The following is a 25,061-nucleotide window of genomic DNA, read 5'->3' as shown; positions in this document are numbered from 1 at the left end:
TACGTCGGCCAAGGTATCGCAGGGTTTGATCGGAAGGACGGAACATGAATCTGCAAAACATCGGCGTGATCGGCGCGGGCACCATGGGCAACGGCATTGCGCAAGTCTGCGCAGTGGCCGGCTTCAACGTGACCTTGATCGACATCTCCGAGAGCGCGCTGCAAAAAGCCCTGGCCACCGTTGGCAAAAACCTCGACCGGCAGATTGCCAAGGAAACCCTGACCGAAGCGCAAAAGCTCGACGCCCTCGCCAGGATCCGCACCAGCACCGATTACAGCAGCCTGCACAACGTGCAGCTGGTGATCGAAGCCGCCACCGAAAACCTCGACCTGAAACTGCGCGTGCTGCAACAGATCGCCGCGCAGGTCAGCGCCGAGTGCGTGATTGCCTCCAACACCTCGTCGCTGTCGATTACTCAACTGGCCGCCAGCGTCAGCCAGCCTGAGCGTTTCATCGGCCTGCACTTCTTCAACCCGGTGCCGGTGATGGGCCTGATCGAAGTGATTCGCGGCCTGCAAACCAGCGACGCGACCCACGCCCTGGCGTTGGACATGGCCACCACCCTCGGCAAAACCGCGATCACCGCCGGCAACCGTCCGGGGTTCGTGGTCAACCGGATTCTGGTGCCGATGATCAACGAAGCGATTCTGGTGTTCCAGGAAGGCCTGGCCAGCGCCGACGACATCGACGCCGGCATGCGCCTGGGCTGCAACCAGCCGATCGGTCCGCTGGCGTTGGCTGATCTGATCGGTCTGGACACCGTGCTGGCGATTCTCGAAGCGTTCTACGACGGTTTCAACGACAGCAAATACCGCCCCGCTCCGCTGCTCAAGGAAATGGTCGCCGCCGGCTACCTGGGACGCAAGACAGGACGTGGCTTCCATGCCTATGCCTGAGCGTTGCTCGCGCTTCGCCGAGTACCGGGACATCGTGCTGGAGTTGTTCGCCAGCAAGGGGTTCGGGCAGGTCGGCATGCGTGAGCTGGCAACGTGCCTGGGGCTGTCCCCGGGCTCGTTGTATCACCATTACCCGAGCAAGCAGCACTTGCTGCTCGACCTGATCGAGGAGTTCTACGAAGAACTGCTGTCGACCCTGGGGCGCATCGACCAAAAAGGCTCGGCGAAACGCGACAAACTGCCCAACCTGATCCGCGCGCATTTGAATCTGCACCGGGAAATGCCGTGGCATTTTCGCCTGGCGGAGCGCGACAGCGGCTGCCTGAACGCCGAGCAACAAGCGCGTGTTCGACAGTTGCGCGAGCAATACGAGCGCACGCTATTGAAGATGCTCGGCGCCCCGTCCCGCCTCGGCGAACAGGGTTTGATCGCCGCCGGACACGCCATCGCCAACTTGCTCAACAGCGCCCCCGGCTGGCTGGCAAATCACCCGCTGGAGGAAGCGCAGCGCGATGAGTTGCTGGAAAGCCTGGTGATCGGCGCTGTCGAGCGTCTGCTGCGCCCATCGCCCGCCACGCGTGCGGCGGCCTGAGTGTTCAAGCAATAAGCCTCGCTTCTTCCATAGAAAAAACGTCTAAACAAACCCGGCACGATTCCACGTCTAACGCTTTGCTACTTGGAGTCCATTCAAAGGCCAATGTGGGTCTCCAGACCCACGGTTACCGGGAGCAAAACATGAAAATCAATCCCTACCTCATCTTCAACGGCGACTGCAAAGCTGCCTTCACCTTCTATGAGCAAGCCCTGCCAGGCCAGATCGAAATGATGATGACCTTCGGCGAAAGCCCGGCGCGCGAACACTTCCCCGCCGACTTGCACAACCTGATCATTCATACCCGTCTGGCCGTGGGTGATCAGGCGATCATGGGTTCGGACACCACACCGGATCGCCCCACGGATGACATGAGCGGTTGCTCGGTCTCGCTGAACGTCGACAGCATTGCCGAAGCGCAACGTGTGTTCGACGCGTTATCAGAAGACGGCAAGGTGCAAATGCCACTGGAAGAGACTTTCTGGGCGGCACGCTTCGGGATGCTGGTGGACCGGTTCGGTGTGTCGTGGATGGTGAATTGCGAAAAGGATCAGTGACGAGTTCCAGACATCCAACAGCCCGATCAGGAAAGGTTGGGCTGGCGCAGTAGCGCCTACCCCTTCACGCACACCACCTGCCGCAAGGTGTGCAGCACTTCCACCAGTTCGCGCTGGGCGTGCATGACGTGGTCGATGTTTTTGTAGGCCATGGGGATTTCATCGATCACCGATGCATCTTTGCGGCACTCGACGTGGGCGGTGGCGCGGACCTGATCTTCGACGGTGAACAGGCTTTTCGCTTTGGTGCGGCTCATGACGCGGCCGGCGCCGTGGCTGCAGGAACAGAACGATTGCTCGTTGCCGAGCCCGCGAACGATGAAACTTTTCGCGCCCATCGAGCCTGGGATGATCCCCAACTCGCCCTTCTGCGCCGACACCGCGCCCTTGCGGGTGACCAGAATATCCTGGCCAAAGTGCCGTTCTTTCTGCACATAGTTGTGGTGGCAGTTGACCGCTTCCAGAGCGACTTCGAACGGCTTGCTGATCACTTTACGTGTGGCCTGAATCACCGCGTGCATCATCAAGGCCCGGTTCTGTCTGGCGAAATCCTGGGCCCAACCGACGGCTTCGACGTAATCATCAAAATGCCGGCTGCCTTCTTCGAAATAGGCCAGATCACGGTCCGGCAGGTTGGCGAGGTGCTGGCGCATGTCGGCCTGAGCCAGTTGAATGAACAGGTTGCCGATGGCGTTGCCAACCCCGCGTGAACCGCTGTGCAGCATGAACCAGACGCGGTCGGTTTCATCCAGGCACACCTCAATGAAGTGGTTACCGCTGCCCAGCGTGCCCAGATGCCCGCGATTGTTGGTGTTGGCGAGTTTCGGGTATTTGTCGGTGATCGCCTTGAACCGCGGGTTCAGTGCGGCCCAAGCCTGATCGGCCTGTTTCGGAACGCTATCCCAAGCCCCTTTGTCCCGCACGCCACGCCCGACTGTGCGGCCATGGGGCACGGCTTTTTCGATTGCGCAGCGCAATCCATGCAGGTTATCCGGCAAGTCAGCGGCGGTCAGCGATGTGCGCGCGGCGATCATGCCGCAGCCAATGTCCACGCCGACAGCGGCGGGAATGATCGCACCCACCGTCGGAATCACACTGCCAATGGTCGAGCCTTTGCCCAGGTGCACGTCAGGCATCACCGCCAGGTGTTTGAAGATAAACGGCATCTTTGCGGTGTTGATCAGTTGTTGCCTGGCTTCGTTTTCGACCGGGACGCCTTCGGTCCAGAGTTTGATCGGTTTACCGTTGGCGACTTCCAGCAGTTGGTAGTTAGGTGCTTGCATGTTTTCGAACAAGTGGCGCCTCGGCCCCTTGAGTTCCTTGGTTATTCCTGGTTTCCAGGATCTTGTCAGCGAGCGCTTTGACCCGCTTGATCGACAGGTTGTGCGTGGGCACCGTCTGATGAAAGAAGCGCCTCTATCTTACGCCCGAATATTCCCCTGAAACCTCAACGTGATCACAGAACCAGTGGGAGCGTGGCTTGCCCGCGAAGAACGATGACACGCAATACCTGAAAAACCGCAGTGCGTGCTTCGCGGGCAAGCCTCGCTCCCACTGGATTTTCGTCGCTTGTGGACTTAACGGCATCCGCCGAGGCCGCAGATATTGAATGTCGAACGCGCTCTTCAGAGCTTGGCGATGGAGACCTCGGTGGATTTGACGAAGGCAATCACCTCGCTGCCCACGCATTTAAACCGTCGCGCTGAAGCCGACAACCCAGCAGCACGACAACCATTCGTCGCCTATGAAAACCTGGCGCACAACAGGCGGCCCTCTCTGGCTTAGGGATTGCACAAGCCGGTCTTGGCAGCCCCGGAACGACGTAATTCTGACGCGGCGGCCCTCTAATCAATGCTTGGTCAGTCCCCCCGGAGATGTAACGTGTCAACTCTCAATGAAATCGCAGCGAACCACGCGAGAATGGCTATGGCAAAGGCGCAAGAGTCGACCGGACTGAGTGAGCGACATCTTCAAATCGTCGGCAGCGTCGAAATCCGCACCAGCGATGAACAACCGCACGTTCCACTGCACTTCATCACCGTGACGCCGGAAAACCACCTCGCCCAGGCGGCTGGCTACTAACGCCGTCCCCTGACGAAAGAACCCGGCGCAATGGCCGGGTTTTTCTGTTAATCAACCCAAGCCCTTGCCCACGATTGGCGCCGACGCGCCTAAACTCAACTGACAACGAACTCGCCCTGCGATTGGAGGATGAGGCACTGTCATGTTTGAAATCTCAGCGGTGGCGCGGGTGAAGCACTTCGCCGCAAACACGGCCGGCCGGGATTTCGCGGTTGGCGACATCCATGGCCACTTCACTCGCCTGCAAGCTGCGCTGGATGCCGCCAGGTTCACCCCTTCGGTCGATCGCCTGTTCAGTGTTGGCGATCTGATTGACCGCGGGCCCGAATGCCGCGCCGCGCTCGATTGGCTGGACAAGCCGTGGTTCCACGCCGTGTGCGGCAACCATGATGACTACGTGGTTCACTTCGATACCTGTGCCGTCGATAGCTGGATCTTCAACGGCGGCTTATGGTTCACGCACCTGTCGCTGCCCGAACAGAAAACATTCGCCGCGACGTTCGCCGAGTTGCCAATCGCAATCGAAGTCGAAACCGCCCAGGGCCTGATCGGCATCGTGCACGCCGATTGTCCGTTTCCATCATGGGCTCAACTGCGAAACGAACTGCAATCGCCCAAGAGCAGCCAGCGCCTGATGCAAGTCCAAAACCGCTGCCTATGGTCCCGCAGCCGCCTCGAACAGCGGGAAACACAGGGCGTTGCGGGCCTGCGTGCGCTGGTGGTCGGGCATAGTCCCATTCCCGTGCCCGTCAGGCTTGGCAATGTGATTCATATCGACACGGCGGGATGGAGGCCGGCTGAGGGCTATTTCACCCTGCTGAATCTCGAAACGCTTGAGCCGGCGCCTTGAGCATCCTGTACCGCTCGTCCTGACCTCGGCACGTTCACCTTCCATGCTTTTCCAATGGGTACATCCACTCGCACAGCAGGTGCAAACGATGAACAGCAAAATTGCCCCTCTCATGCTCGCCGGACTTGTCTCGATCTGCCCGCTCTACTCGCTCGCAACCGAGAAAACCACGGAAGACGCCACCCTCCCACCCAGCGCACTTCCCGGGCTCAACCAAGGCGAGTCGAATGCAGAAAAGGCTGACAAAAAGGGCGAGGAAGCATCGGGTTCCAATTCCGGCGCGGAATCGCATGAGATAGAAAAAGACGCCGCTGGTTCGAGTGGTTCAGGGAATGAAGGAGCCAAGTCGAAGCCGCAACAGTAAGCCTGCAGGCGAGTGGTGCACGGGCGTGAATACGATAAAGGGCACCCCCCACAGCGCGAACTCATCCCGGCACTGACGGTGATTGGCCGAAAACCCGTCACTTTTTGTGGCGGGCTTTTTTGCGTACGGCGCGTCGGATCGACGTTAGTCAGCCTCCAGTTCCAGGCAAGGCGCGGGCCGCCTGGTCAGGGAGCTTATTTCCCAAAAACACAGGCCTGGTGACAGGACGAATAACCCTGAAATCAAGGCGCTGACCTGTTGCACCCGCCACGCCTTTCAACTCGATACGCTTTTCCGGATGAGTTTCTTGTCAATCTTCCCGACGCTGGTTTTGGGGATTTCGGCGACGAACTTGAACTGCTTGGGGATCGCCCATTTGTTGATGCGGCCGCGCTCGACAAACCCTTGAAGGTGCGTCTCCAGGATCTTGCGGTCGAGGTACTGCCCCGGTTCGCACACCACCAGCGCCATGGGCCGTTCGCCCCATTGCTCATCGGCGATGCCCACGACCGCGACCGACATCACGGCGGCGTGCTCGCTGATCAGGCTCTCCAGTTCCAGGGAGCTGATCCACTCCCCGCCTGTCTTGATCACGTCCTTGATTCGATCCTTGATTTCCACACCGCCCAACCCGTCGATGGAAGCCATGTCGCCGGTGTGCAGCCAGCCATCGCGCCAAAGTTCTGCACCCTTTTCCGGTTCCTTCAAATAGCCCTGGGTCAGCCACGGTGCGCGCACCACGATCTCTCCCAGCGACTCGCCGTCATGGGCAACGTCATTGCCACTGGCATCGATGATTTTCAGGTCGACCATCGGCACCGGCGTGCCCGTCTTGATACGAGCAGTCAGTTGGGCTAGCGGGGATTGTTCGAGGTCTTCGTCACGCAGGTACGTCAGGCACAGCAATGGACAGGTTTCCGACATGCCGTAACCGCTGTGCACCTGCATACCTTTGGCGTTCGCTTCGCTGGCTATGCCCAAGGTCAGCGCGCTGCCGCCCAGGAGCATTTTCCAGCCATCAAAACGGGTGTGTGCCGCTTCCTCACAGCCCAGGATCATTTGCAGAAGGGTCGGCACACAGTGAGAGAACGTGACTTTCTCCTCCCGATACAGCCTGACCAGGCTGTTGGGTTCGTAGCGACCGGGGTACACCTGCTTGATTCCCATCAGGGTGGCAACATAGGGCACGCCCCAGGCATGCACGTGAAACATCGGCGTGATCGGCATGTAGACATCATCCGAGCGCAGCAGCGGCAACCCCTGATAGACGCCCAAAGTGCCCACGGCATTCAAGGTATGCAGGACCAGTTGGCGATGGGTGAAATACACGCCTTTAGGGTCGCCAGTGGTGCCCGTGGTGTAGAAAAGGGTCGCCACCGAGTGTTCATCGAAATCGGGAAAGTCGTATTGGTCTGCGGCCCCGGACAACAGGTTTTCATATTCCCCCAGCACCGGTAGCGACGTGTCGGTTGCTGTGTCGTCCGTGAGCTGCAGGTAACCTTTGACGGTTTCAAGCCGCCCGTGAATCTGTTCAACCAGCGGTAGGAAATCATCATGCACCAGCACCAGGTCATCCTCGGCATGGTTCATGGTGAAGAGCACCTGATCCGGCGAAAGACGGATGTTCACGGTGTGCAGCACAGCGCCGATCATCGGTATGGCAAAGAAGCACTCCAGGTAGCGATGGCTGTCCCAGTCGAGCAGGGCCACCGTATCCCCGGCCTTGACGCCGGCAGCGGTCAAGGCGTTGGCCAGTCGGCGGATCCGCTGGTTGAGGGTCTTGTAGCTGTAGCGCAGTTTGTCGGCATACACGATTTCCCGGCCCGGCTCGTAGCGCACGCCGGACAGCAACAATTGCTTGATCAGCAAGGGGTAGGCATAGGCGCCGTCGGCGGGCGGAATTATTTTTGTCGCCATCATGGTTGTGGTTCCCGGTCCTTTTTACGTGGGCTCAGAACTGCTCTGCATCCAATTGATAGAGGCATTCGCTGCCAGCCTTGGCCGACGCGCTCAACGAGTGGATACGTGGCAGCAGGCGGGCGAAGTAGAAGCGTGCGGTGGCCAGTTTGCTGGCGTAGAAATCGTCTTTGGAATGCGTGCTCATGGCAGCCTTGGCCATTCGCGCCCACATGTAGGCGTACGCGGTGTAGCCGAATACATGCAGGTACTCGACCGACGCCGCACCGATTTCATTCGGGTTGCTCTGGGCTCGGTCCAACAGCCATGCGGTCAGTTCGTCGAGGGTGTCGAGGGCGGCGTTCAACGGTTGGGTGAACTCGGCGAGGTCAGCGCAGGCGTTGGCGGTAAAGTTGCGGATTTCCGAAGCGAACAGCCGGTAGAGCGCCCCGTCGCTGCCGACGATTTTGCGCCCGACCAGGTCCAGGGACTGGATACCGTTGGTGCCTTCGTAGATCTGGGTGATGCGCACATCGCGCACCAATTGCTCCTGGCCCCACTCGCGAATATAGCCGTGGCCGCCGAGGATCTGCTGACCGTGGAGGGTGGTTTCCAGGCCCATGTCGGTGAGGAATGCCTTGGCCACCGGGGTCAGCAGCGACACCCGTTCCTGGGCGCGACTGCGGATCGCTGCGTCATCACTGTACTTGGCGATATCGAGTTGCAGCGCCACGTAGCTGGAGAACGCCCGCCCGCCTTCGTTCAAGGCCTTCATGGTCAACAGCATGCGGCGTACATCCGGGTGAACGATGATCGGATCGGCCGCTTTGTCCTTGTTCTGCGCGCCCGTCGGCGAACGGCTTTGCAGACGGTCACGGGCGTATTCGACGGCGTTCTGGTACGAACGCTCACCCAACGCCAGCCCCTGGATACCCACGCCCAGACGCTCGTAATTCATCATGGTGAACATTGCCGCCAGGCCCTTGTTTGGCGCATCGATGATCCAGCCGGTCGCCCCGTCAAAGTTCATCACGCACGTGGCCGAGGCCTTGATGCCCATCTTGTGCTCGATGGAACCGCAGGACAGCGCGTTGCGTTCGCCCAGCGAGCCATCGGTATTGACCAGCACCTTGGGCACCAGAAACAGCGAAATCCCCTTGGGACCGGCCGGTGCATCCGGTAACCGGGCCAGTACCAGATGAATGATGTTTTCGGTCAGGTCGTGCTCGCCGCCGGTGATGAAGATCTTGCTGCCGCTGATCTTGAAACTGCCGTCGGCCTGAGGTTCGGCACGGGTGCGAATCAGGCCCAGGTCCGTACCGGCATGCGCCTCGGTCAGGCACATGGAACCGGTCCAGGTGCCGGCGTACATGTTCGGCAGATAGCGTTCCTTGAGCTCCCGACTGGCGTGGGCATTGATCGACAGGCACGCACCGGCGGTCAGCATCGGGTACAGGCCGAACGACAGACTGGCCGAGTTGACCATCTCCTCGACCTGAGCCGAAATGGCCTTGGGCATGCCCATGCCACCGAACTGCGGATCACCACCAACACCCACCCAACCGCCGTCGGCGAATGCCTGGTACGCCGCGACAAAACCGTCCGGCGCCGTGACCGTGCCGTTGCTCCAGGTGCAGCCCTGCTCGTCGCTGCTGCGGTTCAGCGGTGCGATAACCTCACCACTGATTTTGCCAGCCTCTTCAAGGATCGCAGCGGCCGTTTCTTCATCGATCACCTCGCCAAGGCCAGGCAATTTGGCCCACAACCGGGACACCTGGAAGACCTCGTTGAGTACGAAGCGCATGTCGCGCAAAGGAGCTTTGTAATCAGACATCGTTGGCTTACTCGGAAGTGGTCAGGGCATGTGGCATGCCGGGACGTTGAGAGATCGGGGTGTTGTCGGCCTGCGTAACAGGCCCGGGTTCCAGCGCTCGTTCGCGAAGGAGGAAATAAGACAGGGCAGGAATCAGCACCAACGCGCCCAGCATGTTCCACAGGAACATGAAGGTCAGCAGGATGCCCATGTCAGCCTGGAACTTGATCGGCGACCAGACCCAGCACACCACGCCAGCCGCCAGGGTGATGCCCACCAGGCCCACGACCCGTCCGGTAAACGACACGGCGTTGCGGTAAGCCTGAGACAGCGGCAGGCCCTGGCGCTGGTAATGCAGTTGCACGCTGAGCAGATACAACGCGTAGTCCACGCCGATTCCCACGCCCAATGCGATCACCGGCAGGGTCGCGACCTTCACGCCAATGCCCATGGCCACCATCAACGCCTCGCAGAGGATCGACGTCAGCACCAGTGGCAACAGGGCAACCAGGGTCGCGCGCCAACTGCGGAAGGTGATCAGACAGAACAGCGTCACCGCCGCATAGACGTACAACAGCATGGTGCGATTGGCCTCACGCACCACAATGTTGGTGGCCGCCTCAATCCCGGCCGACCCGGCCGCCAACAGGAACTGTCGATCTTCGCTGTTGTTCTCCCGGGCGAATTTTTCCGCGATGCCGACCACGGCATCCAGCGTCTCGGCCTTGTGGTCCTTGAGGAAGGTGATCACCGGCATCAGCGAACAATCGGTGTTGAACAACTCCGGCGAGTTGACCGAGGCTTGCTGCGCAGCGTAATTGAGCACGTCCTGATTGCGCTGGATGCTGTTGAGCTTGGGGTTGCCTTCATAGGTGCCAGCGGTGATTTGGCGCACCGCGTTCACCAGCGAAGCCGTCGCCTGCACGCCCGGATACTGCTGCAGCTCCCAGGCCAGTCGGTCAGCGAGAATCAACGTCTTGTAGTTCAGACAGCCTTCCGGTGCGGTCTTGATCATCACTGCGAACAGGTCGCTGGACAGCGCGTAGTGGCGGGTGATGTAGGCGTTGTCACGGTTGTAGCGCGAGTCGGCACGCAACTCCGGTGCGCCACTTTGCAGATCGCCGATTTTCAGTTGCAGGCTGACCATGAAGCCGCCGATGCCCATCAGCACCGCGACCAATACCGCCCCCGTGGCCCATTTGCGCGTGGTGAAACGGTCGAGCACGTCCCACAGTTTGCCGAAGCCTTTGTGCCCTTCTGCGCGCGTGTCGATGTTCAGTGCACGCTCGGCCGCCTTGGCGCCGACGCCGACATAAGACAGCGCCACCGGCATCAACAATAGCGAGGTGAAAATCAGCACCGCCACACCGATACTGGCGGTGATCGCCAGGTCGCGGATCACCGGAATATCGATCAGCATCAGCACCGCGAATCCGACGGCGTCGGCCAGCAGCGCCGTGACGCCGGCAATAAACAGACGGCGGAAGGTGTAGCGTGCGGCGATCAGTTTGTGGGTGCCACGGGCGATGTCTTGCATGATCCCGTTCATCTTCTGCGCCGCATGGGACACACCGATGGCGAAGATCAGAAAAGGCACCAGCACCGAATACGGGTCGATGGCATAGCCGAGCCAGGCGACGATGCCGAGTTGCCAGACCACAGCGATCAACGAGCAGCCGACCACCAGCAAGGTGCTGCGCACGCATCGTGTATAGGCGTAAATGATGACCAGCGAAGTGACCACGGCCAGGCCGAAGAACATCATCACTTGAATCAGTCCGTCGATCAGGTCGCCCATCAGTTTGGCGAAACCGATCACCCGGACTTTGTACGGGCCCTTGCCCTCCTCCCCGGCCTTGCGTGCAGCGCTGTCGCCGGCAAACTCGATCTTGTCGCGCAACTGCTCCTCAAGCATCTGCGAAAAGGCGTGGTAGTCGATGCGCTGACCGCTGGCCGTGGCCTTGTCCAGCAGCGGCACGATCAGCATGCTCGACTTGTAGTCGCTGGCCACCAGACTGCCGACGATACCGGCGCGGGAAATGTTCTGGCGCAGTTGTTCTATTTCTTCAGGCTTGCCCTGGTAGGTATCGGGCATCACCGGACCACCCTGGAAACCTTCCTCCGTCACTTCGGTCCAGCGCACCGCCGGGCTCCACAACGACTTCATCCAGGCGCGGTCGACGCCTTCGGTGAGAAACAATTGATCGTTGACCTGTTTGAGCACGTCCAGGTAAGCAGGGTCGAAGACATCGCCCTGAGTGGTCTCCACGACCACCCGCACCGAGTTGCCCAAGCCTCGCAGTGACTGACGGTTTTCCAGGAAGTTCTGGATGTAGGGCTGGCTCTGCGGAATCATTTTCTCGAAACTTGGACGCAGCTCCAGCCGAGTCGCGGCCATGTAACCGAAGACCAGAGTGGCCAGCGCCATCAACAGCATGAACAGCGGACGGTAGTTGAACACCAGCCGCTCCAGCCGATTGCCGGAATCGCGGTCGAAATCATGCAGATCGCGGATCACCGGCATGGCGTCTTGTTTGATATTGCCCATGTCTGGGTTCTCGCTTTAAGGGTTCGAGGACTTATTCAACGGACAGCGTCCGCGCACCACGGCTGCCGACCACCACCAGCGCATCGTTAACGGCGCGCGTGACGCCCGTCACAGGCACCGGCTGGGCTTGCTGCACCCAACGCTGTTGCGCACCGGTGCCCTGGCTCGCCAGCATCTGCCCGCCCTGGGTAAACAAGCGGTAATCACCATGGGCATCGACGAGGCCGGCGGTGATGCTGACGTGCAGGCCAGTGTCCAGCGAGGTCCAACTGAGGCCTGCATCGGTGCTGCGCAGCACATTGCCGCGCAAGCCGTAGACGAGCACTTCGCCAAATTTGCCGACGACGCCGAAAAAGCTGCCCTGATAAGGTGTTTGCAGGGCGGCGAATCGCTGCTGGGCGTCATCCCACTTCAGCAACAGGCCCTGCTCGCCGACGATGTAAAGCGCATCGCCGGTGGCGGCGATGGCGTTGAGGTGAAAGCCCTGCGGGTTGTCGGTGCGATCCTGGAACGGCGTCCAGCTCTGGCCGCCATCCTCGGTGCGCAGGATCAGGTTGAACACCCCGACCACATAGCCGAGGCGGTCGTTGGCGAACCAGACATCAAGCAAGGGTTTGTCGGCACCCTGCGCCTCCAGCCGCTGACCTTCGGCGACCCGCAGCGGCCATTGTTCATTGCCAGGTTCGGCACGGGCCAACGCCTGGTAATGCTTGACCAGCAAGGCACCGATCTCGCGGCCGTCGAGTTGCTTGCTCCAGGTTGCACCCGCGTCATTGCTGTGCAACACCACGCCGTCGCCGCCCACCGCCCAGCCCTGAGTGGCGGAAGGAAAACTCACGGCATTGAGGTCGGCACTGACTGGCACAGCGGCCTGCTGCCAGTGCTGGCCGGCATCATCGGAATACAGAATGTGGCCACGCTGCCCGACGGCGACCAAGCGGTCGCCGGCGCGGGCCATGTCGGATAACGGGCTGTTGACGGCCAAGGCGCTGACCCTGGCCGGCAGATCCAGCACGTCGACATAAGCGGACGCCTGGCTCAGGCCCTGCAACACTGCAAGCAGAGCGCCGAGCGCCAGCCGCAGGTAACTTTTGTACGAACACATACCGCGTCCTCTTCGGAAAACTGCGCCGGGACACACGTCCGTGTGCCTGACGTTCCAACCTGGCGTCCGAAACGGTCGGTATGCGCCGACCGTCGCGCGATCCCCTGCCTTGCAGGCAGCGGACCGAATGGACGCTTGTCACGGTTTGCTTAACGAATCCCGCTACCTGCCAGAGACTCCGACGACCATTGCGCCTTGGAAAGCGGATCGGTGTACTTGATGCCGCCATAAGGCCCGACCACGCCGTTGATGTTGTAGGAACCACCCACCAGGTCGTAGATCATGAAGGGCGTGGAATCCGGGATCTGCTTGTCGTAGCTCTGGCTGAGGAACGCGAAGGAGCCACGGTACAACTGACCACGTGCGTCGTATTGATCAGAGGCCAGCGCGGTCCAGCTGTCTTCATCGAGGTAGAAGCGGCGCTTCTGATAGATGTGTCGGGCGCCGGACTTGAGGTTGCCTTCCACCACCCAGACGCGGTGTTTTTCCCAACGCACGTAGTCGGGTGCCAGGTGATTGGCCGTGGTCAGCGATTTGGGATCCTGGGCGTAGGTCAGCTTGTAAGTGTTGTAGGGCACGATCATTTCCTGCTTGCCCACCAGCTTCCAGTCGTAGCGATCCAGCGCACCGTTGAACACGAAGACATCGTCGTAAGTGCCCGCGCCAGCGGTGCCAGGGTTAGGCGTGTCGTAGGCCAGGTTCGGTGCCAGCTTGACCCGACGCTGGCCCGGCAGGTACTGCCAGGCACGGCGCGGTTGTTGCAACGGGTTGGCGGCGTCCTTGAGCATCACCGCTTCGCCGGCCCGGCGCGCAGGGCCGGTGTAGGACAGCTTCATCTGGTAATACACGTCGGCGCTGCTGATCGGCTGCGCGAGGTTTTCGTAGATCGGGTAGGAAATGAACGCCTGCCCAGTGGTCGCCAGGCTTGGCACGCCAGCGGAATCGACGTTCCAGGAGTCGTACTTGGAGCTGATGCTCACGCCCTGATATCGCAGCAGGAAGTTCCACATCGCTTCGTTGCCCGACTGCGGGATCGGGAACGGCACGCCCGGCAGTACGTTGTCGATGGCCAGCCCGTTTTCGAGGGATTTGGCGCCGCTGGCGTTTTTCACGCCGTTATCCAGAATGGCCTGGGGCAGCGAAACGGTGCGGTGGGTCGGGAACACATCAACACGGAAAGTCGGGAAACGCTTGGCCAGTTCAACGGTGGTAGCGCTGAGCATGCCCTTGTACTGCTCGACGTTTTTGCCGTCGATCTGCAGCAACGGTTTTTCACTGGCAAACGGATCCGGACGCATGCTGTCACCGGATTTGAAACTGGCCGGCGGCGTGGTCAGGCCACCGTTGTAGGCGGGGATGGAACCATCAGCGTTCCCGGCTTTTTCAGCGCCCACCAGGGTCAGGCTGGTGCCCAACCGGGCAGCGTCCTGAGTTGAAACAGCGGCCTGTGCCTGGGCGGCAAGGACCATGGCCAGCGAAGCGGCCAACACGGTTTTTGCGAATGTCATCTTGTTATTCTCCTGCTTGCATTGAGCAAATCAGTGGTGAATCAAAAAGTGGTTTTCATCGTCAGGTAAACGGCGCCACGGTCCTCAGTCGTGGCCCCGCCACCGGAGAAGGCGGAGTAGCCACCGGCGTAACAGGCGTAGTTTTCGTTACCGCTAAAGGCATTCGGCGCAGCGCCGTCGCCTCCGGTCGGGCCGGTACTCACGCCGCTGACGTTGCACTTGTCGGCCTTGCCGAATGAGTCCACGTACTTCAGGTCGACAAAGTATTTGTTGTACACAACGGCCCCGAGGCCGATGGCGTAGTTACCGGTGTCTTTGGCGCCGCCACCGGAGACCGGTGAAACACCATCGAGACCGACGTTGATGGACATTGGGGCGTTGAGGTCGACACCTGGAAACACCTGGTACCAGGTCGGGGTGAAGTTGACCGCGATGCCCCAGTTGTCCCGGGTCGGCTGGTCGATGCCGCGATAGGTGTCCTTGCCCTTGTAGAGCGCCTCGTTGTTGCTATCGAGCTTGAGCAGGTTGCTGTAATACAGCTCGCCCAGCAGAGTGGCCGAATCGAACACAGGCGTTTTAGCAATGGTCATCAGGCCGTTGAGCGTCCAGTGCAAGGTGTCGCCGGTGGCGGCCATGCTGTCGCCCTTCTGCGGGGTGTCATAAACCACGCCGGTGGCAGCCGTGCGCGCAGGCAACAGGCCAAGACCTGCGCCCAGGCCCAGCGGACTGTTAGTGCTGACAACCGCCGGAATACTGGCCAACGGCATATTGTGACGAATGTTCAGGTCCGAACCGACGCTGATCCCGCCCACGTCCTTGGACAGGCTCAGGCCAACGATCTTGATGTTGTCGGCATAGGCCATTTGATAGGTGGCGGTGCTCAGCGAGTTGAGGGTGTTGACCACCGCAGGCACTTGCCCTGCCGGCCGGGTGCCGTTGGGATTGGCCGAACTCAGGCCTCTGGCATCCAGCCAGGCTTGCGGCAGGATTTCCGAGGTTTCGCGGTAGTAAACGCCGAGGGTCCCGTCCAGCCAGGCTGGCGACCACTTGGCCATAATCCCCCAGTCTCCGCGCTTGTCCGGCGTCAGGTCGTGACCGCGACGCACATTGGTCAAACCGTTGCAGGGTGCCAGACCACACCCCAGCGGACTGCCCGGCACCACACCATTGGTGTTGCCCAGCAGGAAGGATTGCGCACCGAAACCGACCAGATCGGAACCGCCGTAATAAGTACCGGCTTCCGGCAGGCGCGCGGCGTCCCAATCCAGGAAATACTGAGCGCCTACGGTCAACTCGGGATTGACGGTGAACGACATCGACAACTGGTTACGCGGAACGAACAGTTCCTTGGCTTCGGTACCGGGCGAGGCCGCCAGTTTGGCCAGGTCCAGGCCCGATTGGCCGTAACTGTTCGAGTGCACCGGGTTGAGAATAGTCTCGCCCCAGAACACGTTATGCTGACCGGCCTTGACGCTTAACAGCGACTCCTCGCCCACTTCGGTGCTGTAGAACACGAAGGCGTCGAGGATTTCGCCGGAAGGACCGGTGTAATAACGCTGGGCGTAGTTGCTCAGGTGCGGGCTGCCATTGCCGACGTTGTCACGGGTGACCGCGGCCAGACGTGGGTCGTTGGCGACCAGCCCCGACCTTGCGTCGTTGCCGTTGACGAACGGATTTGAATTGGAACCGGTGTTCTCGTAGGCCTTGTCGTACCAACTGGCAGCGCTCACACGGAAACCCATGTGGTTCTGGTAGACCACATCCATCTCGGTCAACAGGTCGACACGGTGGGTGATGTTGGTCCCGGCTTTGCGGAAGTTGTAGTCGCCGTCGTTGTTGTTCGGCGTTGCCAGCATGCGCTTGTCGGCGCTTTCGGTGCGTACGCCGTAGTTGTACTTCACAGTGTTATCAAAACGCACGGTCCAGTCCGGGTTCCCGGTGTCGAGCTCGATCGCCTGCGCGACCGGCACGCCTGCGGCCAGAATGGCCGAGGCCAACAAGGTGTAACGCGAGGGTGCGAACCCGTGACTCTTATTGTTGTGCATTGCGTTGTCTCCGCCTTTTTGTATTTGTTTTAAGCGCAGCCGCCCTCGCGCAACCCCTTGTTCCAGGGGTTTACGTTTTCAGGAGTGAGGGCAAATGCCGGATGGCGCGGGCCAACCGGCGCCTGAATCAGCGGTCCAGTTCGAGGATGAGAGCTTCGGCTTGTGGCCAGCGCCCATACCCGGCGGCAGGATTGAGATGACCGACTTCGCCGAGATTGAGCAGCTCGCTGCCCCAGCCTTCGGCCATGCGCGTGGCGGCGTCCAGACTGGCGAGGTGGTCGTTGGTACTGGCGGCCAGCAGACTGCGGAACGGCAGCCGGCCTTTGGGTAGAGGGTCCCAACCCTGGGTACGCAGGGTTTCAGCGCAGGGGTAGCCCTGCGGCCATTGGGCATCAAGGTCCGGCGGAGCGGCCAGCAGCGCGCCCTTGATCGGACGACTGTGACGCGCAGCCCAGTGCGCAACCATTAGCACGCCGGCGCTGTGAGCGACCAGAATCACCGGCCCGTCGATCTGCGCAAGTGTGTGCTGAATGGCTTCGACCCGCTTGCTGCAATCAAGCTTGTCGGTTTCAAGCGGCGGCACACTGCGCACCTTGCACAGCCTGGATTCAAGCAACGTTTGCCAATGCTCGGCAACGTGCTCACGCAGACCCGGTACGATCACAACGGTTGCGGCAGTTTGCAGTTTGTCCACGTCAACACCTTCGCTTTCTCGATGACTCGACTGGCTCTATTGGCCAGGGGCTTTTTGTAGGAGTGACATTAAAGAGCGCCCGACCGAGGCGCTTTTCATTGGACGTCAGGCACTTTTCTTTTCATGACAAAATTCCGCGTGTTGTCGCGCAGCGACCATTGGTCGAATATCCCCGCAGCTTCTCTCCAGCTCACTGTAATCAATGGGTGCGTGTCGATTTTTACACTGCAACGATGTGATTCCGGCCAGCACCAGGCGAGCGCCCTCGACATTGTCACAACTGTTCAATTGCTGAAGTGCTGGATATAGTCGCCACGCTCATTTGAATCGCAACCGGCCCAGGAAAGACCTTCGCATGCCCAAGCTTGTTCGCGCCGCCGTCTTGACCAACTACCTGGAGGTCACCCAGTACCTGGGGTTCAACCCCCGAGACGTACTGGCCGGCGTCGGTTTGAGTAAAGCCATATTGCAAGCTCCTGAACATCGCATCCCCATCGACGCCGCCGTGCGGTTGCTGGAGGATTCAGCCGCCGCCAGCGGCTGCCAGAGCTTCGGCTTGAGCATGGCCGAGTCGCGCCAGCTCTCGGACTTCGGCGTGGTCAGCCTGTTGCTCTCTCATCAGCGAACGCTGCGTGATGCGTTGCAAGTGTTGGTGCACTACCGTCATCTGATGAACGATTCGCTGGCCCTCTTCATCGAGGAGGCAGGCAAGATGGTGATCATTCGCGAAGAGGTGGTCACCGAATCGCCGATGCCCTGCCGACAAGCCAATGAACTGGCCATCGGGGTGATGTTCCGCCTGTGCGCCGCCCTGCTCGGCGCACACTGGCATCCCTACAGCGTCAACTTCACGCACCAGCCTCCCGACAACCTGCAACTGCATCGCCGCCTGTTCGGCTGCAAACTGGAGTTCGGCAGCGAGTTCAATGGCATCGTCTGCCCCAATGCCAGCCTCGACATGACCAACCCCCATGCCGACCCGGCCATGGCGCGCTACGCCCAGAGCTACCTTGACTCGCTGCTCAGCCACGAAGGCCCTTCGATGCTGTTCGAGGTGCGCAAAGCCATCTACCTGTTGTTGCCGATGGGGCGCGCCACCATCGAGCAGATCGCCCAGACCCAGGGCATGAACGTTCGGACCCTGCAGCGCCGCCTCAAAGACGACGGCTGCGCCTTCAACGACCTGATCAACGACGTGCGCCGCGACCTAGTGTTGCGCTACCTGGAAAACCCGAATTACTCGTTGGGGCGCATTGCCGACATGCTCGGCTACTCCATGGCGAGTTCCTTTACACGCTGGTTCATCACCCAGTTCGGCATGCCGCCCGCGGCATGGCGCAGTGCGCAAAAGCACACCGTCAAAGCACCGCCGGAGCTGACCACCCGGCCCGGCTCCAGCGAACCCTGAACCGAACGCAACAGACCCGGCGTTTTGCAAAAAAAAAAGCGGCGACTGCTGGTACAGTCGCCGCAAAAGAACCGGTGTCTGTGACACCGGCCGAGGAGTCCTGTGGCGAGGGAGCTTGCTCCCGCTGGGGTGCGCAGCGGCCCCAAAAAAGACGCCGAGTAGTTTCTGAAAAAGCGCGGTGGTCTTTGTGGGGCGCTTCGCTCCCCAGCGGGAGCAAGCTCCCTCGCCACAAGTTTGTGTACCTACATTCCCCAACGCAGCAACAACAGCACCAGCACGACGAGGAACACCGTCTCCCCCACCATCAACAAAATCGGCTTGATGCCCACCGCCGCCAGCTCCTTGAGTTGGGTTTTCATACCCAGGGCGCTGATGGAAACCACCAGGCACCAGCGCGACAACTCGTTGACCGACCCTTGCACCACCGGGGCCACCCAGCCGGTGCTGTTGATACAGGCCAACAACAGAAACCCGACGGCGAACCAAGGTAGCAGCGGAGGTCGTTTGCCGGTCGGGTCGGCGCCCTGCATGCGGGTGATCATGGCGGCACACACGATCACCGGCAGCAACATGGCAACCCGCATCAACTTGACCACCGTGGCCGTATCGCCGGTCTCGGTCGACATGCTGTAACCGGCACCGACCACCTGGGCGACATCGTGAATGGTCGCCCCCAGAAACACGCCCGCCACTTGTGGCGACAACGACAGCCAGTTGGCAATCATCGGATACACGATCATCGCCAGGGTCGACAGCGCCGAGACCCCGATCACCGTGAATAACGTCGCGCGTTCTTTCTGCGGATGATTGGGCAATGCCGCCGCCAGCGCCAACGCGGCCGATGCCCCACAAATCGCTGTGGCGCCGCCGGTAAGCATGCCGAACAAACGCTGAAAGCCCAGCGCCTTGGCTGCGATCACTGAAACGCCGATGGTCACCACCACCAGAATCACCACCAGCGCCACAGGCTTCCAGCCCAGCGCAGCCATCTGTTCGAGGGTGATGCGCATGCCCAGCAGCGCCACACCAATGCGCAACACGGTGCGTGCGGTGAACTCGATGCCCGGCTTGCAAACACCGTCACCGGCCAGGAAGTTCAGCGCCATGCCCAGCAACAAAGCGAACAGCATCACCGGCGCGCCGTAGTGCTCGGACAAAAAGGACGCAGCCGCTGCAACGATCAGACTGACGATAAAGCCCGGCGCCAGTTCGCGCGTTCGGCTGTGGATACGGGTGAGAGCGATGGCGCTCATGGCGCGGCCTCCTCGAGAACGATAACGATGAAAGCCTGGCCGTCGATGATCTCAACCGGGTAGTTGGCGACTTTGACTGCGGTGGAATTAAGCAGGTAACCGCTGCGCAAATCGAAGCGCAGGCCATGGGCGCAGCACTGAATCACCCACCCCTCAAGGCGCCCGCCACACAGCGAGGCGCCTTGATGGGGGCAACTGTCGTCGACGGCGAACACGTCACCTTCGACGTTGAATAGCGCCAGGCTTTTGTCATCGAATTCGAACAGTGCACGACCGCCCGCCTGCGGGAGCTTTCCGGCAGGCACGGGGATACGTCGGTTCATGCAGGTTGCCGCTCGTGATCACTTTCTTTCAGGGCCTGGTTCATGGCCCCGAGCAGCGCCTGAGCAGGTTGTGCACCGACCATCGTCATGCGACGGTCGAACTGAAAGCCCGGCACCCCACTGGTCGCGCCGGGAAAGCCGTCAAATGGCGTGGCGTCGCCCTTCAGGCAATCGAGCACCACCTGCGCATCAACGCCGCAGGAGCGGGCAATGGCGAGCAAGGTCTCGCGGCACCCCAGGTTTTCGCGTTTGCGGAAATAAGCGGCGAACAGCCGTTCGAGCAACATTTCACGTTGAGTAGCATTGCCCAGTACGCTGACGCGTTCGAACAAACGGTGCGCGTCTGCGGTGTTGGGCATTGTCTCGATGCGGCTGAAGTCGATGGTCAGTCCAACCGCCGCCGCAGCCTGCTGTACCTGGGCCTGGCGCATGGTCATAGCCTCGGCATTGCCCAGGCGTTTGCGGTAGAAATCGGCGAAGGGCTCCCCTTGTACCGGCAACTGAGGCAGCAACTGCACGCCATGCCACACCGTGGTGACCTGCACATCCGGGTGGCGACTGCGAAACTGTACTTGCGCATGCTCCAATTGGCGTTTGCCGATCAGGCACCAGGGGCAGATGAAATCGAAGAACACATCAATACGTAAACGACGACTACTCACAACTTCACCTCTAACACTGCTTTGCTAACCGAATCGTGGACTTGCTCGCCCTTAAGCCGGGCAATGTCCTTGTGGTAATGACACTTGGCATAAAAGAACACGGCCGCAGCCGCGATGCTGACCAGCGGCACCCATTGAAAGGCAGCCTGCAAGCCAATGAGGTCGGAGACCCTGCCGGTAATGAACGGCCCAGGCGCCAGCCCCAGCATGTTGTTGGCCAGGGTCAGCGTGGCGAAGGCCGTGCCATGGACCGAGTAATGGGTCAGGTTGGCAACCATCGCTCCGCAAGGGCCAGTCGTGCCGGCGGCAATCAACATGCCCAGGCAGATCAGCGCCAGCTGCACAGGCCCTGCCGGCAAGGCAAATGCCGCCGACAACAGCAGGCAACTGCCCAGGCAATAGGCGATGGCCAAAGTGACTTTGCGTTCCGGCGAATGGCGCGACAGTCGATCGCTGAGCATGCCGCACAGGATCATCCCGGCCCCGCTGCACAGCACGATAATGGCCGCGACGCCGCCCGCCTTGTCCGTGGCCATGTCGTAATAGCGATTGAGGTAACTGGGCATCCACACAATCACCGTGCCGCCGACGAACAGTTGCAAGCCACTGCCGATGTAGGCAGCGATCACCGAACGGCTGGAAAACAACGTACGCAACGGACGCTTGACCGCTGCCGCGGCCTTGTTCACCGCCTGGGCGGCACGTTGCGGCGCAATGCGCGCCTCCTTGACGATGACCGGGTAGAGCACGGCCAGCAGCAGGCCGAACAACGCCATGCCGGCAAACGACCAGCGCCAGCCAAGTTTGGCGGCGATTGCACCGCCCAGCGCCATCCCTAATACCGAACCGAACATGCCGCCCGCCATGAAGGCACTGGCCAGCGTTGCACGCAGGTGCTTGGGAAACACCGAAATGACGACTGCGATGCCGACGCTGCCGTACGCCGCTTCGCCAACGCCGACCATGAATCGTGCAATGAACATCTGCTGATAGTCCTGCGCCACGGCGCAACCCAGCGTCGCCAGACTCCACAGCAAGGCCATCAGCGCCAGGCTCTTGACCCGGCCAAAGCGATCTGCCAGCAATGACAGGGGAAATGTCAGCAGCCCCACCATCAGCGCGACAATGCCACTGAGCAAGCCAAGCTGGCCGTCGCTCAGAGCCCATTCGCCCTTGAGCATCGGGAACACCGCGTTCAAGACCTGGCGCGACATGTAATCGGATATCAACAGCCCGAACGTCAGTGCGAAGACGATCCAGGCATACGGTCGCGCAACACCGACAGCACTGTCGTCATCGTCTGCGGCGATTGGGTGAAAGGCCATGCAGCCTCCTCAAAGCTTTGTTTTATTGTTGTTATCAAGCGTGTTGCAGTGCAGCGAGCGGGAGGCCTGACCGCCCGCTGCGTCTGCCGATCAGCCGCGTTGCGGCACACCTTTCTGCCCAGCCTTGCGGTTGGGGGCCATGCCGTTGGCCAACAGCGTTTCTTCGATGCTCTGGTACTGCACGCCGATGCGGTAGATCTCACGGGCTTCTTTGCCGGTGGCGATTTCGCGACCCAGTTCATGGGCGATACGCACGGTCTGCCTGATCTGCGCAACTGAGCCGAAACGATCGCCCTTGTGATCAATGATAGTGTCTTCATTGCCCACTCGCGGGTGCAGACCCATGGCCATCGACATGGTGTTGAACGGCATGACGTTCTTGAGCAGCGACTCGGAGGTCAGGGTGCAACCGTCCGGCGCGCGGTGGATGAAGTTGAAGAAGTTGAACGGATTGGGACCGTCGAAACCGCCGCCAATGCCGATCCAGGTCAGGTTCAACGGACCCATGTAGACGCCCCTGCGCACCAGACGCTCGAGGGTTTCCATCGCGTGCATGCCGGTCAGCTGGAAGTGCGGCTGGATGCCGTTGTCCATCAGACGCTTGAGGTGTTCGGCGACCCAGGCCGGACCTGCCGGAACGGTCATTTCGCTGTAGGCGGCCTGAAACAGGGGATTGGCCAGGGACGTGCCTTCCAGGTATTGCGGATACAGCAACTCCATGATGTTCATCTGGGTGGTGTTGATAGCCACCGTGACCTGATCCGGTTTTGGCGTCAGCTCGGCCAGCATGTGTCGCGTATCGTCAGACAGCCACTTGGCGGCCTCGCCATCGCTTTCCGGCGCGAAGGAAATCGAACCACCGACCTGGATGATCATGTCCGGCACGGCTTCACGCACACCGGCGATCAATTCGTTGAATTTGGACAGGCGCTTGGAACCCTTGCCGTCCAGCTCGCGCACGTGCAAGTGCAAGACGGTGGCCCCGGCCTCATAACATTCGACCGCTTTTTGCACCTGTTCATCCATGGTCAGCGGGATGTCTTCGGGGAAGTCTTCCGGCATCCATTCCGGGCCGTACGGGGCCACGGTGATGACCACCTTTTCCATGTTTTCCGGGTGCAGGGAATCGTCAAAAAATTGCATGAGTTACTCCTGTTCTTATGATTGTCGCGCCCACCCGGGATCATGCCGGGCAGACGCGTTTACGAGTGCGAATGCAGAAGGGGTTGATCAGTAGGTCTTGTCGCCGATGATTCCGGCACGCTCCATCTTGCGATGGCACGGCGGATAATCCATGACGGCGTAGTGCTGGGTGCTGCGGTTGTCCCAGATGGCGATGCTGTTGGGCTTCCAGCGCCAGCGCACCTGATACTCGGGGATGTAGGCCTGGCTGATCAGGTAGCGCAGCAACTCGCTCGCGCCAGGGTTGGCGTCCTGGCCGAAGCGCACCCGCTCGGGGGTGTGGTAGTTGCTCAAGTGCGTCGTGAAGGCGTTGACGAACAGCACCTTTTCCCCGGTTTCCGGGTGGGTGCGAACCACCGGGTGTTCGGCATCGGGATACATCGCCTTGAGCGCCAGACGCTTTTCGATTGGCATGGCAGCACCGAAACTCGCTTCGATGCTGTGGCGGGCGCGCAGGTCGGCAATTTTCACCTTCACGTCCTCCGGCAAACGCGCGTAAGCCTCGACCATGTTGGCCCACATGGTGTCGCCGCCCACCGGCGGGCACTCTACGCAGCGCAACACGCAGCCCATCGGCGGCGCCTCGCGCCAGGTCGCGTCGGTGTGCCAGGCGTTTTCGTAGCGGTCCATCGGCTGGTCCGGATTCTTGTAGATGCGCACCAGCCCGGGATGATCCGGATCGCTGCCGGCCACCGGATGGTCCTCCAACTCACCGAAGCGGCGGGCGAAGGCCACGTGCTCGGCGCGAGTGATGTCCTGATCGCGCAGGAACACCACCCGATGCTTAAGCAACTGAGCACGAATCTCGCAAAAAAGACCGTCGTCATGGACCGCGTCGGCAAGATTTACGCCGATCAGTTCGGCGCCAATGCTGCAGGTCAATTGTTCGACTTTCATGGCAGATCGCTCCTTAGATGACGAAAATCGACGAGCCCGTCGTTTTGCGTGACTCAAGGTCGCGATGGGCCTGTACGGCGTCCTCCAACGCATAATGCTGGTTGATCTCGATCTTGATCCGACCACTGCCGACGTGGTCGAACAGCTCGCCAGCCAGGGCAGCTTTCTCTGCCGGATCGGCGATGTAGTCGGCCAGCGCCGGACGGGTCAGGAACAGTGAGCCCTTCATCGCCAGCATCACCGGGTCGAAAGCCGGAATCGGACCGGATGCGGTGCCAACGCAGACCATCAGGCCCCGACGCTTGAGCGAATCCAGTGATCCCATGAAGGTGTTTTTGCCAACGCTGTCGAACACCACGTTGACTCCCACGCCGGCAGTCAGCTCGCGCACGCGCTGGGCGACATTTTCGTGGCTGTAATTGATGACATGGTCGCAACCATGGGCCAGGGCAATTTCCCCCTTGACCTCGGTGGACACAGTGCCGATGACGGTCAGGCCGAGCAGCTTGGCCCACTGTGAAACGATCAGCCCCACGCCACCGGCAGCGGCGTGCAGCAGAATGCTGTCGCCGGCCTTGAAATCATAAATGCGCCGCATCAGGTACGACGACGTCAGGCCACGCATGGTCATGGCGGCGGCCGTCTCGAAACTGATGGTTTCCGGCAGCTTGATCAGCGGCGCGGCTGCAATCAGTCGTTCGGTACTGTAGGCGCCCAAGGTATTGAGAAATCCGGTGTAGGTGACGCGATCCCCCACCTGAACGTTAGTCACACCCTCGCCGATGGCCTGGACCACACCGGACGCTTCAACCCCCATGCCGTTGGGCATCGGGATCGGGTAAGTGCCATTACGAAAATAGGTGTCGGCATAGTTCAGGCCGACCGCCACATGACGAAGACGGACCTGGCCCGGACCGGGTTCGCCGACATCGACCTCTTCATAACAAAGAACGTCGGGACCACCGGTTTCGTAGAAGCGTACGGCTTTGGCCATTTTTTCTTATTCTCCAGTCTGTGCAGCGTCGATTTACGCTGATTGGACTGTAGGACGCCGCCTGGCC

General features: G+C 60.7%; 22 protein-coding genes. 7 read left to right on the top strand and 15 right to left on the bottom strand.

Translation table 11 applies throughout. From position 1 onward, the window contains the following. Positions 1-44: 44 nt before the first annotated feature. From BLU63_RS23175 to BLU63_RS23165, 3 genes are all read left to right on the top strand, one after another. Positions 45-896 carry a 3-hydroxybutyryl-CoA dehydrogenase gene (locus tag BLU63_RS23175; RefSeq protein ID WP_010455783.1) on the top strand — a complete coding sequence of 284 codons (852 nt, stop codon included), beginning with the start codon at positions 45-47 and terminating at the stop codon, positions 894-896. Continuing rightward, positions 883-1,488 (top strand): TetR/AcrR family transcriptional regulator, encoded by a 606-nt coding sequence (locus BLU63_RS23170; RefSeq protein WP_083376329.1) that lies wholly within the window; start codon positions 883-885, stop codon positions 1,486-1,488. Before BLU63_RS23175 ends, BLU63_RS23170 begins: the two co-directional genes overlap by 14 nt. A 143-nt stretch (positions 1,489-1,631) precedes the next feature. After that, positions 1,632-2,045: a VOC family protein gene (locus tag BLU63_RS23165; RefSeq protein ID WP_010455786.1), complete on the top strand. Its 414-nt coding sequence runs from the start codon at positions 1,632-1,634 to the stop codon at positions 2,043-2,045. Positions 2,046-2,101: 56 nt separating this feature from the next. Here BLU63_RS23165 and BLU63_RS23160 read toward each other — a convergent pair whose 3' ends face one another. Next, the gene (locus tag BLU63_RS23160; protein WP_083377293.1) at positions 2,102-3,328 is read right to left on the bottom strand and encodes an RtcB family protein; all 1,227 of its coding nucleotides are present in this window, start codon (positions 3,326-3,328) and stop codon (positions 2,102-2,104) included. Positions 3,329-3,926: 598 nt separating this feature from the next. Here BLU63_RS23160 and BLU63_RS23155 point away from each other — a divergent pair. The 3 genes from BLU63_RS23155 to BLU63_RS23145 all read left to right on the top strand — a co-directional run bounded on the left by BLU63_RS23155 (position 3,927) and on the right by BLU63_RS23145 (position 5,341). Continuing rightward, a complete protein-coding gene (locus tag BLU63_RS23155) occupies positions 3,927-4,127 on the top strand; it encodes a hypothetical protein (protein WP_077748130.1) in 201 nt (66 codons plus the stop codon). A 142-nt stretch (positions 4,128-4,269) separates the two neighbouring features. Next, positions 4,270-4,977, top strand: coding sequence for a metallophosphoesterase (locus BLU63_RS23150; protein WP_083376328.1), 708 nt, complete (start codon positions 4,270-4,272; stop codon positions 4,975-4,977). Between the two features lie 88 nt (positions 4,978-5,065). After that, positions 5,066-5,341 (top strand): hypothetical protein, encoded by a 276-nt coding sequence (locus BLU63_RS23145; protein ID WP_010455793.1) that lies wholly within the window; start codon positions 5,066-5,068, stop codon positions 5,339-5,341. Positions 5,342-5,617: 276 nt separating this feature from the next. Here the strand turns inward: BLU63_RS23145 and BLU63_RS23140 are convergent, their stop codons facing one another. The 7 genes from BLU63_RS23140 to BLU63_RS23110 form a co-directional block, all read right to left on the bottom strand. Then, positions 5,618-7,261 carry a fatty acid--CoA ligase gene (locus BLU63_RS23140; protein WP_083376327.1) on the bottom strand — a complete coding sequence of 548 codons (1,644 nt, stop codon included), beginning with the start codon at positions 7,259-7,261 and terminating at the stop codon, positions 5,618-5,620. A gap of 31 nt (positions 7,262-7,292) precedes the next feature. Beyond that, complete coding sequence (locus BLU63_RS23135; RefSeq protein ID WP_083376326.1) at positions 7,293-9,071, bottom strand: acyl-CoA dehydrogenase C-terminal domain-containing protein; 1,779 nt, start codon at positions 9,069-9,071, stop codon at positions 7,293-7,295. A gap of 7 nt (positions 9,072-9,078) precedes the next feature. After that, positions 9,079-11,598, bottom strand: coding sequence for an efflux RND transporter permease subunit (locus BLU63_RS23130; protein ID WP_083376325.1), 2,520 nt, complete (start codon positions 11,596-11,598; stop codon positions 9,079-9,081). 31 nt (positions 11,599-11,629) lie between these two features. Continuing rightward, a complete protein-coding gene (locus BLU63_RS23125) occupies positions 11,630-12,703 on the bottom strand; it encodes a WD40/YVTN/BNR-like repeat-containing protein (RefSeq protein WP_083376324.1) in 1,074 nt (357 codons plus the stop codon). Between the two features lie 149 nt (positions 12,704-12,852). Beyond that, positions 12,853-14,211: a DUF1329 domain-containing protein gene (locus BLU63_RS23120; protein WP_010455826.1), complete on the bottom strand. Its 1,359-nt coding sequence runs from the start codon at positions 14,209-14,211 to the stop codon at positions 12,853-12,855. 41 nt (positions 14,212-14,252) lie between these two features. After that, complete coding sequence (locus BLU63_RS23115; protein ID WP_010455827.1) at positions 14,253-16,256, bottom strand: DUF1302 domain-containing protein; 2,004 nt, start codon at positions 16,254-16,256, stop codon at positions 14,253-14,255. A gap of 127 nt (positions 16,257-16,383) precedes the next feature. Continuing rightward, on the bottom strand, positions 16,384-16,950 hold the full coding sequence (locus tag BLU63_RS23110; RefSeq protein ID WP_010455828.1) for an RBBP9/YdeN family alpha/beta hydrolase: 567 nt from the start codon (positions 16,948-16,950) through the stop codon (positions 16,384-16,386). Between the two features lie 355 nt (positions 16,951-17,305). Here BLU63_RS23110 and BLU63_RS23105 point away from each other — a divergent pair, with 355 nt between their 5' ends. Continuing rightward, on the top strand, positions 17,306-18,358 hold the full coding sequence (locus BLU63_RS23105; RefSeq protein ID WP_010455830.1) for an AraC family transcriptional regulator: 1,053 nt from the start codon (positions 17,306-17,308) through the stop codon (positions 18,356-18,358). Between the two features lie 242 nt (positions 18,359-18,600). On the opposite strand, the gene BLU63_RS23100 is transcribed toward BLU63_RS23105, so the two are convergent. The 7 genes from BLU63_RS23100 to BLU63_RS23070 form a co-directional block, all read right to left on the bottom strand. Then, the gene (locus tag BLU63_RS23100; RefSeq protein ID WP_083376323.1) at positions 18,601-19,611 is read right to left on the bottom strand and encodes a YeiH family protein; all 1,011 of its coding nucleotides are present in this window, start codon (positions 19,609-19,611) and stop codon (positions 18,601-18,603) included. Then, on the bottom strand, positions 19,608-19,934 hold the full coding sequence (locus BLU63_RS23095) for a Rieske (2Fe-2S) protein (protein WP_083376322.1): 327 nt from the start codon (positions 19,932-19,934) through the stop codon (positions 19,608-19,610). Before BLU63_RS23095 ends, BLU63_RS23100 begins: the two co-directional genes overlap by 4 nt. Beyond that, a complete protein-coding gene (locus BLU63_RS23090) occupies positions 19,931-20,596 on the bottom strand; it encodes a DsbA family oxidoreductase (protein ID WP_077748122.1) in 666 nt (221 codons plus the stop codon). Before BLU63_RS23090 ends, BLU63_RS23095 begins: the two co-directional genes overlap by 4 nt. After that, positions 20,593-21,921, bottom strand: a complete 1,329-nt coding sequence (locus BLU63_RS23085) for an MFS transporter (RefSeq protein WP_083376321.1) — start codon at positions 21,919-21,921, stop codon at positions 20,593-20,595. Before BLU63_RS23085 ends, BLU63_RS23090 begins: the two co-directional genes overlap by 4 nt. A gap of 90 nt (positions 21,922-22,011) precedes the next feature. After that, positions 22,012-23,064, bottom strand: coding sequence for a BKACE family enzyme (locus BLU63_RS23080; protein WP_010455839.1), 1,053 nt, complete (start codon positions 23,062-23,064; stop codon positions 22,012-22,014). 87 nt (positions 23,065-23,151) lie between these two features. Further along, positions 23,152-24,000 (bottom strand): TauD/TfdA dioxygenase family protein, encoded by an 849-nt coding sequence (locus tag BLU63_RS23075; RefSeq protein ID WP_083376320.1) that lies wholly within the window; start codon positions 23,998-24,000, stop codon positions 23,152-23,154. Positions 24,001-24,013: 13 nt separating this feature from the next. Beyond that, positions 24,014-24,994, bottom strand: coding sequence for a quinone oxidoreductase family protein (locus BLU63_RS23070; RefSeq protein WP_010455841.1), 981 nt, complete (start codon positions 24,992-24,994; stop codon positions 24,014-24,016). Positions 24,995-25,061 lie beyond the last annotated feature (67 nt).

This window comes from Pseudomonas mandelii (assembly GCF_900106065.1).
GTDB classification, from domain to species: domain Bacteria; phylum Pseudomonadota; class Gammaproteobacteria; order Pseudomonadales; family Pseudomonadaceae; genus Aquipseudomonas; species Aquipseudomonas mandelii.
This window is presented reverse-complemented; position numbering and strand designations above follow the sequence as displayed.

What these genes read in the sequence shown, in the direction of transcription:
- BLU63_RS23080 (WP_010455839.1), bottom strand. Translation starts at nt 23,064, where the DNA reads ATGCAATTTTTTGACGATTCCCTGCACCCGGAAAACATGGAAAAGGTG.
- BLU63_RS23100 (WP_083376323.1), bottom strand. Translation starts at nt 19,611, where the DNA reads ATGAGCGCCATCGCTCTCACCCGTATCCACAGCCGAACGCGCGAACTG.
- BLU63_RS23175 (WP_010455783.1), top strand. Translation starts at nt 45, where the DNA reads ATGAATCTGCAAAACATCGGCGTGATCGGCGCGGGCACCATGGGCAAC.
- BLU63_RS23115 (WP_010455827.1), bottom strand. Translation starts at nt 16,256, where the DNA reads ATGCACAACAATAAGAGTCACGGGTTCGCACCCTCGCGTTACACCTTG.
- BLU63_RS23150 (WP_083376328.1), top strand. Translation starts at nt 4,270, where the DNA reads ATGTTTGAAATCTCAGCGGTGGCGCGGGTGAAGCACTTCGCCGCAAAC.
- BLU63_RS23125 (WP_083376324.1), bottom strand. Translation starts at nt 12,703, where the DNA reads ATGTGTTCGTACAAAAGTTACCTGCGGCTGGCGCTCGGCGCTCTGCTT.
- BLU63_RS23075 (WP_083376320.1), bottom strand. Translation starts at nt 24,000, where the DNA reads ATGAAAGTCGAACAATTGACCTGCAGCATTGGCGCCGAACTGATCGGC.
- BLU63_RS23085 (WP_083376321.1), bottom strand. Translation starts at nt 21,921, where the DNA reads ATGGCCTTTCACCCAATCGCCGCAGACGATGACGACAGTGCTGTCGGT.
- BLU63_RS23070 (WP_010455841.1), bottom strand. Translation starts at nt 24,994, where the DNA reads ATGGCCAAAGCCGTACGCTTCTACGAAACCGGTGGTCCCGACGTTCTT.
- BLU63_RS23160 (WP_083377293.1), bottom strand. Translation starts at nt 3,328, where the DNA reads ATGCAAGCACCTAACTACCAACTGCTGGAAGTCGCCAACGGTAAACCG.
- BLU63_RS23140 (WP_083376327.1), bottom strand. Translation starts at nt 7,261, where the DNA reads ATGATGGCGACAAAAATAATTCCGCCCGCCGACGGCGCCTATGCCTAC.
- BLU63_RS23105 (WP_010455830.1), top strand. Translation starts at nt 17,306, where the DNA reads ATGCCCAAGCTTGTTCGCGCCGCCGTCTTGACCAACTACCTGGAGGTC.
- BLU63_RS23165 (WP_010455786.1), top strand. Translation starts at nt 1,632, where the DNA reads ATGAAAATCAATCCCTACCTCATCTTCAACGGCGACTGCAAAGCTGCC.
- BLU63_RS23145 (WP_010455793.1), top strand. Translation starts at nt 5,066, where the DNA reads ATGAACAGCAAAATTGCCCCTCTCATGCTCGCCGGACTTGTCTCGATC.
- BLU63_RS23120 (WP_010455826.1), bottom strand. Translation starts at nt 14,211, where the DNA reads ATGACATTCGCAAAAACCGTGTTGGCCGCTTCGCTGGCCATGGTCCTT.
- BLU63_RS23095 (WP_083376322.1), bottom strand. Translation starts at nt 19,934, where the DNA reads ATGAACCGACGTATCCCCGTGCCTGCCGGAAAGCTCCCGCAGGCGGGC.
- BLU63_RS23130 (WP_083376325.1), bottom strand. Translation starts at nt 11,598, where the DNA reads ATGGGCAATATCAAACAAGACGCCATGCCGGTGATCCGCGATCTGCAT.
- BLU63_RS23170 (WP_083376329.1), top strand. Translation starts at nt 883, where the DNA reads ATGCCTATGCCTGAGCGTTGCTCGCGCTTCGCCGAGTACCGGGACATC.
- BLU63_RS23135 (WP_083376326.1), bottom strand. Translation starts at nt 9,071, where the DNA reads ATGTCTGATTACAAAGCTCCTTTGCGCGACATGCGCTTCGTACTCAAC.